This window comes from Pantoea coffeiphila (assembly GCF_016909495.1).
In the GTDB taxonomy this organism is placed as follows: domain Bacteria; phylum Pseudomonadota; class Gammaproteobacteria; order Enterobacterales; family Enterobacteriaceae; genus Erwinia; species Erwinia coffeiphila.
Genome location: NZ_JAFBFW010000009.1, coordinates 143,445 through 155,901, shown reverse-complemented (window position 1 = coordinate 155,901; position 12,457 = coordinate 143,445). Strand labels below are relative to the sequence as shown.

11 protein-coding genes are annotated in these 12,457 nt (G+C 55.9%); 3 read left to right on the top strand and 8 right to left on the bottom strand.

The window, feature by feature from the left end:
* The first annotated feature begins 372 nt into the window (after positions 1 to 372).
* A complete protein-coding gene (gene mdtD / locus JOE09_RS23450) occupies positions 373 to 1,773 on the top strand; it encodes a multidrug transporter subunit MdtD (protein ID WP_205067538.1) in 1,401 nt (466 codons plus the stop codon).
* Here mdtD and rbsR read toward each other — a convergent pair.
* From rbsR to JOE09_RS23415, 7 genes are all read right to left on the bottom strand, one after another.
* Positions 1,770 to 2,771, bottom strand: a complete 1,002-nt coding sequence (gene rbsR / locus JOE09_RS23445) for a ribose operon transcriptional repressor RbsR (protein ID WP_205067537.1) — start codon at positions 2,769 to 2,771, stop codon at positions 1,770 to 1,772. The two genes, mdtD and rbsR, sit on opposite strands and share 4 nt — an antisense overlap.
* 2 nt (positions 2,772 to 2,773) lie before the next feature.
* A complete protein-coding gene (rbsK, locus tag JOE09_RS23440) occupies positions 2,774 to 3,703 on the bottom strand; it encodes a ribokinase (protein ID WP_205067536.1) in 930 nt (309 codons plus the stop codon).
* A 62-nt stretch (positions 3,704 to 3,765) separates the two neighbouring features.
* Positions 3,766 to 4,641 carry a ribose ABC transporter substrate-binding protein RbsB gene (gene rbsB, locus JOE09_RS23435; RefSeq protein ID WP_205067535.1) on the bottom strand — a complete coding sequence of 292 codons (876 nt, stop codon included), beginning with the start codon at positions 4,639 to 4,641 and terminating at the stop codon, positions 3,766 to 3,768.
* A gap of 25 nt (positions 4,642 to 4,666) precedes the next feature.
* Positions 4,667 to 5,635, bottom strand: a complete 969-nt coding sequence (gene rbsC / locus JOE09_RS23430; RefSeq protein ID WP_105595270.1) for a ribose ABC transporter permease — start codon at positions 5,633 to 5,635, stop codon at positions 4,667 to 4,669.
* 2 nt (positions 5,636 to 5,637) lie between these two features.
* Positions 5,638 to 7,143 (bottom strand): ribose ABC transporter ATP-binding protein RbsA, encoded by a 1,506-nt coding sequence (gene rbsA, locus JOE09_RS23425; protein ID WP_200560611.1) that lies wholly within the window; start codon positions 7,141 to 7,143, stop codon positions 5,638 to 5,640.
* Positions 7,144 to 7,150: 7 nt separating this feature from the next.
* Complete coding sequence (gene rbsD, locus JOE09_RS23420; protein WP_105595272.1) at positions 7,151 to 7,570, bottom strand: D-ribose pyranase; 420 nt, start codon at positions 7,568 to 7,570, stop codon at positions 7,151 to 7,153.
* 281 nt (positions 7,571 to 7,851) lie between these two features.
* Entirely contained in the window at positions 7,852 to 8,250 is a 399-nt protein-coding gene (locus tag JOE09_RS23415; protein ID WP_205067534.1) for a YgiW/YdeI family stress tolerance OB fold protein, read from the bottom strand.
* A gap of 219 nt (positions 8,251 to 8,469) precedes the next feature.
* Here JOE09_RS23415 and qseB point away from each other — a divergent pair, with 219 nt between their 5' ends.
* Both qseB and qseC read left to right on the top strand, forming a co-directional pair.
* The gene (gene qseB, locus JOE09_RS23410; RefSeq protein WP_205067533.1) at positions 8,470 to 9,129 is read left to right on the top strand and encodes a quorum sensing response regulator transcription factor QseB; all 660 of its coding nucleotides are present in this window, start codon (positions 8,470 to 8,472) and stop codon (positions 9,127 to 9,129) included.
* Positions 9,126 to 10,472, top strand: a complete 1,347-nt coding sequence (gene qseC / locus JOE09_RS23405) for a quorum sensing histidine kinase QseC (protein WP_205067532.1) — start codon at positions 9,126 to 9,128, stop codon at positions 10,470 to 10,472. The genes qseB and qseC overlap by 4 nt, the downstream gene beginning before the upstream one ends.
* Positions 10,473 to 10,503: 31 nt before the next feature.
* Here the strand turns inward: qseC and kup are convergent, their stop codons facing one another.
* Complete coding sequence (kup, locus tag JOE09_RS23400; RefSeq protein WP_205067531.1) at positions 10,504 to 12,372, bottom strand: low affinity potassium transporter Kup; 1,869 nt, start codon at positions 12,370 to 12,372, stop codon at positions 10,504 to 10,506.
* Between the last annotated feature and the right edge of the window lie 85 nt (positions 12,373 to 12,457).

The following is a 12,457-nucleotide window of genomic DNA, read 5'->3' as shown; positions in this document are numbered from 1 at the left end:
CCGGGGCAATCTGCTGCGAGGTGGCGTATATTACGCTTTCCTCCTTCGGAGTCAACTTCTTTTTGAGAAGTTTTTTCCGGCGGTTCAGACAACTTCCTGAACCTCTAACACGCTGGCCTGTAAGCCGTTGTTCCGTGTCAGTGGAGGCGCAGTATAGGGATTTTCTGGCGGCTGACAAGTTTTTATTGCAAATAAATTACCGAGCGTCTTATTTTTAACCAGATGAATAAAAAGAATACAGCAATCGATTAATAATCACCCAGATATAGCCAGAAAACAGCAGACGCCCATCACAAAATTGAGATACGGGATGCTATTCTTGCTGCACCGCAGGCAGATTTCTGCTGGCTTCCAATTAAAAAAGGACGACCAATGATAAAATCCGCGCGCAGTATGGCCGGACTTCCGTGGATCGCCGCCATGGCGTTCTTTATGCAGGCGCTTGATGCCACCATTCTCAACACCGCTCTGCCCGCTATCGCCCACAGCCTGAACCGCTCACCGCTGGCCATGCAGTCGGCCGTCATCAGCTACACCTTAACCGTCGCCATGCTGATTCCCGTCAGCGGCTGGCTGGCCGATCGCTTCGGCACACGTAAAGTGTTTATCGTTGCCGTCTTCCTGTTCTCTTTTGGTTCCCTGGCCTGTGCGCTATCAAACTCGCTGGGCATGCTGGTGATCTCTCGCGTTATCCAGGGCGTCGGCGGCGCGATGATGATGCCGGTGGCGCGGCTGGCCCTGCTGCGGGCCTATCCGCGCAGCGAACTGCTGCCGGTACTCAACTTTGTCACCATGCCAGGGCTGATTGGCCCGGTACTGGGCCCTCTGTTGGGCGGTGTATTGGTCACATGGGCAACCTGGCACTGGATATTTCTCATCAATATCCCGATTGGAATTCTCGGCATTATCTATGCGCGCAAATACATGCCGGACTTCACCACCCCAAAACGACGGTTCGACCTGCTGGGCTTTCTGCTGTTCGGTCTTGGACTGGTTGGGATCTCAAGCGGCATCGAGCTGTTTGGTGAACGGGTCGTCTCCAGCCTTATCGCATTGAGCGTACTGGTCGGGGGTATTCTCCTTCTTCTTCTATATATAGTGCACGCCCGCCGCCACCCTTCTCCGCTGCTGCCATTGCCGATGTTTAAAACCCGCACGTTCTCCGTCGGCATCATTGGTAATATCGCCTCTCGTCTGGGAACCGGCTGTATTCCTTTTCTTATGCCGCTGATGTTACAGGTTGGCTTTGGCTATACCGCACTGATCGCCGGATGCATGATGGCCCCGACGGCGCTGGGATCGATTCTGGCAAAATCGCTGGTCACAAGAGTTCTGCGCTGGTTTGGTTATCGTAAAACGCTGGTCGGTATCAGTGTGATTATCGGCGTGTTGATTGCGTCGTTTTCCCTGCAATCAGCGAGCTGGAGCGTGCTGGCAATGTTAATCCCGCTGTTTATTCTCGGGATGGCGATGTCTACCCAGTTTACGGCGATGAACACCATCACCCTTGCGGATTTAACCGATGCCAATGCCAGCAGCGGCAATAGCATGCTGGCGGTAACGCAGCAGCTGGCGATTGGTTTTGGTGTAGCGGTTAGCGCAGCGGTCCTGCGCTTTTATGAAAACTTCGATGGCACAACCTTCCAGCACTTCCACGCCACCTTCCTGACGATGGGCGTCATTACCGTGATTTCCGCGCTGGTGTTCCTGCTGTTGAAACCAGGAGACGGCCGCAACCTGATCAGCGACCGCGATAAAAAGAAGAAGGCTTAGCGTTCCCCCACCGAGGCGCGCGCCATAAGTTCCGGTGTCAGTACCAGCAGCTGCTGGCTGGCATCGGGGCTACTCAGCCGGTGCAGCAGAGTATCAATCGCCAGCTCACCCAGCTCGTCTTTCGGCTGATGGATAGTGCTAAGAGGCGGGGTCATATAGCGCGCCAGCTCAATATCATCGTATCCCATTACTGCCATATCCTGCGGAATTGTCATCCCGGCCTGGAAGAGCGCCTGATAAACGCCAACGGCCATAGCATCATTACTGGTAAATACCGCCTGAGGTCGCGGGTCCAGGGTTAACAGCTGCTGCATGGCGTTGAAGCCACCTTCAAACTCAAAATCACCGTCAACAATATATCCGGGCAGGATCGGTAACTCCGCCGTGGCCATCGCACGCTGATAGCCTTCAAGGCGCAGGCGCGCTGGCGTTTTGTCCTGAGGGCCGGCAATACAGGCAATGCGGGTATAGCCGCGGGAAATCAGATGCTGAGTCGCCATTTCTCCGCCCAGCAACGAGTTGTCCTGAATGATGTCGCTGCCGCCTTCAAACGGTGCCCAGTCCATCATCACCGAAGGAATAGAAGGATAGCGGCCAAGGATCTCTGCTGAAGGCAGATGGCTTTCGGTGCACATGATCAGCAAACCATCAACGCGCTTTTGCAGCAGCGTTTCCAGGCTCCGATCCATACGGTCCTTATCCCCTTCGGTATTACACAAGATCAGGCTGTAACCGCGCTCATAACAGCTGCGTTCAACGCCACGAACCACTTCCGCGTAAAACGGGTTGCTGCTGGCGGTCAATAGCATGCCGATAGTGCGGGTCTGATTCAGCTTCAGGCTGCGAGCAAGCGCTGACGGCGCGTAGTTCAGCTCGCTGATTGCCGAAGTGACCTTCTCTCGGATCGTCTCGCTGACGAACCGATTGTTGTTAATGACGTGGGATACGGTAGAGGTTGAGACGCCCGCAAGCCGGGCGACATCTTTCATAGTGGCCACGTTTACCCCTGCGATTGCAAGAAGCTGTCGATTTCTTCACGCCAGGGTACGGAGGGCTGAGCACCGTGGCGCGTGACGGCAATAGCCGCGGCAGCATGAGCAAAGCGCACCGACTCGTCCATCGGCTTTTTCTCCAGCAGTGCGGTAATCAGCGCACCATTAAACGTATCGCCGGCAGCAATCGTATCCACCGCCTCTACGCGGAATCCAGGAATACGCTGGCCGTTGCCCTGCTCGCTCAGCCACACGCCGCGGCTTCCGAGGGTGATCAGTACCGATTCAATCCCTTTAGCATGCAGCACTGCCGCAGCCTTCGCCGCATCCTCATCGGTGTTTACGGACACGCCGGTCAGGATCTGCGCTTCTGTTTCATTTGGGGTAATCATATCCACCAGCGACAGCAGTTCATCGGAAAGCGCCGTTGCCGGGGCCGGATTCAAAATAACCCGGGTCTGATTCTGATGGGCAATGCGCGCAGCGGCCAGCACGCTGTCCAGCGGCGACTCAAGCTGCATCAATAATGCGTCAGCGTCGGCAATCACCTGCTGATGCTGAGTCACACGCTCCGGCGTCAACGCCGCATTCGCACCGGCATAAATACCGATGGTGTTTTCTCCTTCACCATTGACAAAAATCAGCGCCACGCCGGTAGACTCACCCTCAACGGCAATAACCGGTGCCACATCAATACGATCGTCCGCCAGCTGCCTGCGGATACGTTCACCAATATCGTCATGCCCCACGCAGGCAATAAAGGAAATATCCGCGCCGCTACGTCCGGCAGCTACGGCCTGGTTCGCCCCTTTTCCACCAAACGCGACCTGATACTGCTTCCCGATCACCGTTTCACCCGGGCGCGGGAACTGCGCCAGATTAAGAATGTGATCTGCGTTGATGCTGCCAAGAACAGCCAGTTTGCCGGTATTTTTCATATGGGGAATCGTCCAGATAAGTGCGCCACCCGAGGGTGGCGCGTGCCATGCTTTTCTTTGATTTATTTGGTGACCAGCTTCAGGTCTACCGGATTTACAGCGTCGACTTTCTGACCTTTCAGCACTTTATCAGCGGTTTCTACACCGATAGAGCCGATCTGCTCCGGCAGCTGAGCAACGGTCGCGGCCAGTTTGCCGCCTTCAACAGCCTTCACCCCATCAGGCGTGCCGTCAAAGCCCACAACCACCACACCAGATTTACCGGCAGTTTGCAATGCGCGTAGTGCACCCAGCGCCATTTCATCATTCTGGGCAAACACCGCCTGCACATCAGGATGTGCGGTCAGCAGGTTCTGCATCACGTTCAGGCCCTTGGTGCGGTCGAAATCGGCCGGCTGGCTGGCGAGGATATTAAATTTATGGGCATCGGCGGCCTGTTTGAAGCCTTCACCACGCTCACGCGCGGCTGACGTACCGGCAATTCCCTGCAGTTCGATAATTTTTGCGCCATCACCCAGCTTCTGAGCGATATATTCGCCGGCCTGCTTACCACCTGCGCGGTTGTCAGAAGCGATATGGCTGACAACCTTGCCCTGCGTCGCGACGCGGTCAAGCGTGATCACCGGGATGTTCGCCTGGTTAGCCATTTTCACCGCATTGCCCACCGCATCGGAATCGGTTGGGTTAATCAGCATAACCTTAGTGCCGCGAACGGTCAGGTCCTGCACGTTCGCCAGCTCTTTCGCCGGGTTATTCTGTGAATCCAGCACCACCAGGTTATAGCCCAGCTTATCGGCTTCTTTCTGCGCCCCATCTTTCAGCGAGACAAAGAAGGGATTGTTCAGCGTGGATACCACCAGCGCGATAGTGTCTTTTGCCAGCGCATTGGTGCTCAGGGTAGCGCCTAACAGTAAAGCCAGTGCAGTCAGTTTTTTCATGTTCTTAATCCTGTAGGGTAATCAGTTATTTACTGCTTTTGTTGTCTACCAGCACCGCCAGTAAAATCACTACAGCTTTGACGATCATTTGGTAGTAAGAAGAGACACCGAGCAGGTTCAGCCCGTTGTTGAGGAAACCAAGGATCAGCGCACCGATCAGCGTTCCCATAATACGTCCTTTGCCACCAGCGAGGCTGGTCCCGCCGAGTACAACGGCCGCAATCGCATCCAGCTCATAGCCGGTTCCCGCCGTTGGCTGTGCGGAAGAAAGGCGCGCGACTTCAATGGTTCCGGCCAGCGCGGCCAGCATGCCGCACAGTGCATAAACGGTGATTTTTACCCGATTCACGCTGATGCCTGAAAGACGGGTCGCCGCTTCGTTACCACCCAGCGCATAGATATAACGACCCAGACGGGTGTGATGCAGCATGTACCATGCGGCAAAGAAGACAATTGCCATCAGCCAGACCGGCGTTGGAATACCCAGCGGGCGGCCAATACCGAACCAGCCGAACAGATCCGCATTGTCGCTAAAGCCGGTATTCACCGGGCTGCCGTTGGTGTACACCATGGTCACCCCGCGCAGCAGCAGCATCATTACCAGCGTGGCGATAAACGCCTGAACCTTGCCTTTCGCGACAATCGTACCGGTAATACCGCCGATCAGGGCACCCAGCGCCAGCGAAGCGGCAACCGCCACCAGTGCATTCACTTCCAGGCCAACGATCGATGCCGCCACCGCGCCGGTCAGCGCCAGCAGCGAACCGACGGAAAGATCGATGCCCGAGGTCAGGATAACCAGCGTCATCCCTACGGCCATAATGGCGTTAACCGAGGTCTGTTGCAGAATATTGAACAGGTTCGCCACGGTGAAAAAGTTCGGGCTCATGCTGGAGACAATGGCGATCAGCACCAGCAGTGCAATCAGCGATTTCTGTTCAAGCAGCCATGCCTTACTGATCAGGCGGCGTGAAGGGATTGTTTGCGTACTCATAGTTATGCCAGCTCCGCGCTGTATTGTTTGCCTACTGCCGCCGCCATCAGAATTTCCTGCGAGGCGTGTTCAATCGGGAAGTCACCGCTCAGGCGACCTTCGTGCATCACCAGCACGCGGTCGCTCATGCCCAGCACTTCCGGCATTTCAGAAGAGACGAGGATGATGCTCAGCCCCTCTTCTTTAAACTGGTTAATTAGCTGATAAATCTCTTTCTTCGCGCCAACGTCCACGCCGCGAGTCGGTTCATCCAGGATCAGCACCTTAGGCCGGGTCATCAGGCCACGGGCGATAGCCACCTTCTGCTGATTCCCGCCGGAAAGCAGGCCGATAGGCTGATTCATCGAAGGGGTTTTCACGTTAAACAGCTTGATAAAGTCCCCGACGGCCAGCTGCTCTTCACCGTGCTTCAGACGACCGCCGGTATGGCTGAAATACTTCAGGGCGGTCAGCGACATGTTCTCTTTTACCGACATCCCCAGCACCAGACCATCGCGCTTGCGGTCCTCAGAGATATAGACGATACCGTTGAGCAGCCCTTCTTCTGGCGAACGCGCTACTACCGCTTTGCCGTCCAGAGTTACGGTTCCGGCTGAACGCGGCAGCGCGCCGTACAGCACTTTCATTAATTCGGTACGGCCAGCGCCCATCAAGCCCGCCACGCCAAGGATCTCTCCTTTACGCAGAGTAAAGCTGACATCATCAACGCCGGAACCGCTCAGGTTTTCCACCTTCAGGCGAATATCACCCGGTGCTTTGTCCAGGCGCGGATACTGCTCTTCGAGCTTGCGGCCGACCATCATTTCGATCAGCGACTCTTCGCTTAACGAGTTGACCTCTCGCTCGGCAATAAACTGACCATCGCGGAAAATAGTCACGTCGTCGCAAATCTCAAAAATCTCTTTCATGCGGTGGGAGATATACACAATGCCGCAGCCCTGCGCCTTCAGCTCGTTGATCACGCGAAACAGCGAGGCAGTTTCCGTATCGGTCAGTGCATCCGTTGGCTCATCCATAATGATGACTTTAGATTCAAAGCTCAGCACTTTGGCAATCTCAACCATCTGCTGGTCGCCGATCGACAGATCGCCCACCAGTTTGTGGCTGCTGAAACGCAGATTCAGGCGTTTCAGCAACGCGTCCGCCTTCTCGTGCATCGCTTTCCACTGAATACGGCCAAAGCGGTTAACGAACTCGCGACCGAGGAAAATATTCTCCGCAATACTGAGCTGCGGGATCAGGTTAAGTTCCTGGTGGATAATGCCGATACCCGCTTCCTGCGACGCCTTCGGCCCGTTGAACGTTGTTTCTTTACCCAACCACTCAAAGCTACCGGCATCGCGAGCGTAGATCCCGGTCAGGACTTTCATCATGGTGGATTTACCTGCACCGTTCTCCCCCACCAGCGCCATGACGCGGCCAGGATAAACGGCAAGTGCAGCCCCCGACAGCGCTTTCACGCCGGGGAAGGATTTCTCAATGCCTTTCAGTTGCAGTAAAGGTTGCATAACGGCCTCAGAAGGTCACGCCAGCGTTAAGGATGATATTCGCATACGGAGAACACTCCCCGCTGCGAATAACAGCCTTACTACGTTGTGTTTGTTGTTTGAACTGTTCGTGACTGATATAGCTGATACTAATGGTATTACCCTGGTGTTGTTGCAAGGATTCAAGCAGGGCGATCAGTTCACTGTGGAGCTGCGGATTGTGCTGCAAAATCTCCTCCGCAAGGATGGCGCTCTCAACCTGCATTTCTTCAGTTACCGTTTTGGTTACCTGCAAAAAACTGGGAATACCGTGAGTCAGCGCAAGATCGATGCGCTGCGGGCCATGCGGGACAGGCAGGCCAGCATCGCCGATGGTCAGGCTATCAGTATGTCCCAGGCGGGAAACCACGGACGAAATATCAGAATTCAGTAAGGTGCCTTTTTTCATCTTTCACTCCAGAGCGAAACGTTTCGCTGACTGCAGTTTAAGCAACGGCCAGGGGAAAACAATCGCCAGATCGTGAAAATGTGATCGCCATCGAAACGTTTCGCTGTCGTTGCACGAAGATGAATTGACGGCGTCAAAGAGGCTTCAGAAAGAAAGTTGGGGGGATTTTGATATGAATGATTGCCTTGCGGAACAGCGCGAGATAATCCTCCAGCAAACAGCATTATCCGCCGATGCTGGAAGAACAGTTTATCGCTCGCGCTGCCGGGAATGAGTCAGCCTTACTGACTGAGTTTTCTGATCTGCTTCACATCCAGCTCAAGGGAGTTAAAGTCTTTATCCAACTTGCCCTGAAGTTCGACATTATCTTTCGGGCCGACGGTCTGGCCTTCCCAGCGCTTGTGGTCAATCTCTACCGTCATAGTGCCGGTGGCATCGCGAAACAGATAGTCTTCATCACCGATACGCTTCTCGATATTACCGCGCATCGTTACCCAGGCGTCGTCTTTCATATCCTGGGCCTGTTTTACGGTCACCATCGTACCATTTGGCCCACTAAAGCCCCCTTTCTGCACGACGGACGTCGGTGCACTCGGATCAACAAAGCCGCCTCCCTGTACGGCCAGAACCGGGGTAGAAATCAGAGCGGTAATCGCCAGTAATGCAGCTGTTTTTTTCATGTTCATCTTTATCACCTTTCTTCCTGAACGGAGGCAGCGTTCCACTGCCGGATGTACTCTGAGGGTGATTAAAGCAAACGCTTCTTAACAGGATCTTAAGGAACATCAGCTGATGAGTTTATTTCTGTTTATTGCGTAAATTCAGGCAATTTCGCCGATCGTCCCTGTACAAGCGGCATCCTCATTCCGTATAAATCGCTAACAGCAAAGGATAAGCCGATGAGAATTTTACTGATTGAAGACGATCGCCTGATTGGCGACGGGATAAAAGCCGGACTGGGCAAGCTGGGGTTTAGCGTTGACTGGTTTACTGAGGGAAATGATGGCCTGCTCGCCCTCAGCGCAGCACCCTACGATGCCGTGGTGCTGGACCTCAGCCTGCCGGGGATCGATGGCCTGGAGATCCTGCGCCAGTGGCGCCAGCAGGGCCGCGACGAGCCGGTGCTGATCCTGACCGCCCGCGATGCCCTTGAGCAGCGGGTCGATGGCCTGCAGCAGGGGGCCGACGACTATCTGTGCAAGCCTTTTGCCCTCACCGAAGTGGCGGCACGGTTGCAGGCGCTGATCCGTCGACGCCACGGCCAGCTACAGCCTATATTGCAGCACGGCAGGGTGATGATGGAACCGGCTTCCCACAGCGTCACCCTGGACGGCAAGCCGCTGGAACTGAAAGCGCGCGAGCTGGCACTGCTGGAGCTGTTTCTGCTCAACCCTGGCCGGGTATTAACCCGCGCCCGGCTGGAAGAAAAGCTCTACGGCTGGGATGAAGATGTCTCAAGTAATGCGGTAGAGGTGCATATCCATCACCTGCGCAAAAAGCTCGGCAGTGAATTTATCCGTACCGTTCACGGCGTTGGCTACACGCTGGGGGCGCTATGAAAAAAAGAAGCCTGCGCCTGCGCCTGACGGTCGGCTTTCTGCTGCTGAGTATTGTGTGCTGGGGAGCGGCCGCAATCGGCGGCTGGTGGCAAACGCGGCACAACATCAATCAGCTGTTCGATACGCAACAGATGCTGTTTGCCAAACGTCTGGCGGCGATAAATCCCGAGCGGTTAAGCACCGATCCCCTCACCCTGCCAAAAACCAAAAAACTGCTGCGCCATCATCGTGGCGATCAGGAAGATGATGCGCTGGCCTTCGCCGTCTTCAGCCGCGAAGGAAAAATGCTGCTTAATGACGGGGATAACGGCAAAGATTTCCCCTTCAGCTACCAGCGCGACGGGTTCACCGACGGCAGGTTAAACGACGATGACGATATGTGGCGGCTGGTGTGGCTGACCACGACGGACGGTCGCTATATCGTAGCGGTTGGCCAGGAGTGGGAATACCGCGATGATATGACCCGCGATCTGGTACACGCCAGCCTCAGCCCCTGGCTGCTGGCGCTGCCAGTGATGCTGCTACTGATGCTTTGGCTGGTCAGCCACGAACTTAAACCCCTCAAGTACATCGCGCAACAGCTCCGCCAGCGGGCGGCGGATGATGCCGCACCGCTCGAAGCTGAGCGCGTCCCACAGGAAGTTCGTCCCCTGCTGGACGAGCTTAACCAGCTGTTTGCCCGCATCGGTGCGATGCTGCTGCGCGAGCGGCGCTTTACCTCCGATGCCGCCCACGAGCTGCGCAGCCCGCTGGCGGCGCTAAAGGTCCAGACCGAAGTGGCACAGCTGGCCCACGACGATACCGCTGCGCTTCACCACGCACTGAGTAATCTGGATATCGGTATCGATCGCGCTACACGGCTGGTGGATCAGCTGCTGATCCTCTCGCGGCTGGATAATGGCCAGGATCTGCAAAAACAGTCGCTGGAAATGCAGTATCTATTGCAGCAGGCCGTGGTCGAGCACTATGAACAGGCGCGGGAAAAAGGAATCGATCTCAGTCTGGATGCACCGGAAGAACCGCTCAGACGGCTGGCAAACCCGCTGCTGATGGCTCTGCTGGTGCGCAATCTGCTGGATAACGCTATCCGCTATGCGCCAGAGGGTAGCCAGGTGGCACTGGCGCTAACGGAGAACAGCCTGACGATAAGCGATAACGGGCCGGGTATTCCGGCGGAGCTGCTGCCGCGCATCGGGGAGCGTTTCTATCGCCCTCCCGGTCAGCAGCAGTCCGGCAGCGGCCTGGGATTATCGATCGTTCATCATATTGCCCGGCTGCACGGTATGGGGGTCACGCTGAAGAATCGGGATGAGGGTGGATTAGTCGTGACGGTGTGGCTGTAGGGCGCGGTCATGTTCAGACCGCGCCCGTTCATCATATTTCGACCTGCGTACCCAGCTCAATCACCCGGTTAGGCGGGATTTCAAACTGATCCGGCGCGCGCAGGGCGTTCTTTTGCAGCATCAGGAACAGCTTGCCGCGCAGCCGCAGATACCACGGCCGTTTACCGATAATCAGCGATTCGTGGGACATAAAGAACGAAGTTTCCATCATCCGGCAGCTCAGCCCTTCCAGACCGCAGCGGTGGAAGATCTCCTCGACGTTTGGCGTTTCGCGCCAGCCGTAGCTGGCCACCACGCGCCAGAAGGTCGGGGAAAGCTGCTCAATGGTCACGCGTTTCACATTATGCACGTACGGCGCATCTTCGGTACGCAGCGTCAGCAGCACCACGCGTTCATGCAGTACCTTGTTATGCTTAAGATTATGCAGCATGGCAAAGGGGATCACGTTCAGCGCGCGCGACATATACACTGCGGTTCCCGGCACCCTGACCGGCGGCGATTTCTCCAGCGAGGCGATCATCGCCTCCAGCGAATTGCCGTGCTCATGCATACGGCGCAGCAGGCGGAAGCGTTCGCTTTTCCAGGTGGTCATAATTACAAACATCACCAGCGCCAGCGCCAGCGGCAGCCAGCCGCCGGAGAAAACCTTCACCAGGTTGGCCGAGAACAGTGACACATCAATACACAGCATGGCCACGAGGATTAGCAGCGCCAGATAGCGATTCCAGTGCCAGTTCTTGATCGCCACGGTTGTACACAAAATGGCCGTCAGCACCATGGTGCCCGTCACCGCAATACCGTAGGCCGCAGCGAGGTTGCTGGAGTGCTTGAAGCCGATAATCACGATGACTACGGCAACAAACAGCAGCCAGTTGATCACCGGAATATAGATCTGGCCGGATTCCTGCTCTGAGGTGTAAACAATACGCATCGGCGGCAGATAGCCTAAACGCACGGCCTGACGCGTGAGTGAGAATACCCCGGAAATCACCGCCTGAGAGGCGATCACCGTAGCCAGAGTCGCCAGCAGCAGCAGCGGGATCAGCGCCCAGTCAGGTGCCAGCAGGAAGAACGGGTTTTTGATGGCTTCAGGATGTGCCAACAGCAGCGCGCCCTGGCCGAAATAGTTCAGCACCAGCGACGGCAGCACCACGATAAACCACGCCAGTCGGATAGGGAATTTGCCAAAGTGGCCCATATCCGCATACAGCGCTTCCACCCCGGTAATCGCCAGCACCACGGCACCCAGCGCAAAGAAGGACACGGTTTTATATTCAATGAAGAAGTGAACCGCCCAGTAAGGATTCATCGCCTGCAGTACATCCGGGTTATTGAGAATGCTGCGCGCACCCAGCACCGCCAGTACGATAAACCACACCAGCATCACTGGCGCAAACAGCTTACCCACAATGCCCGTACCGTGTTTCTGAATCACAAACAGCAGGGTCAGTACCGCGATGGCCAGCGGGACGATATAGCTGTCGAGCGACGGTGCGGCAATCTCCAGCCCTTCTATCGCCGACAGTACCGATACGGCAGGGGTTATCACCACTTCGCCATAGAAGAAGCTGCCGCCAATCAGGCCCATAATCAGCAGGATCGCAGTTGCCCGCCCACCGGTATTGCGCCCGGCCAGCGACATCAGCGTCAGAATACCGCCCTCACCGGCGTTATCCGCGCGCATGACGTAGGTGATGTACTTGAGGGATACCGTCAGAATCAACAGCCAGAAGATCAGGGAGAGGAAACCAAATACCGCATCGCGCTCTACGCCAAAGCCGAACTGTCCCGACAGACATTCGCGCAGGGTATACAGCGGGCTGGTACCGATATCACCGTAGACCACGCCGATTGCGGCAAGAGTAACGGCACCAAGGGACTGCTTTTTGTCAGAGCTCATAGGTTAATCTTTTGTTGCAGCCGGCCAGCGCGGGATTGCGCACAGTTTACCTGGCTATCAAAAAGCGCACAGTATGCATGATTCA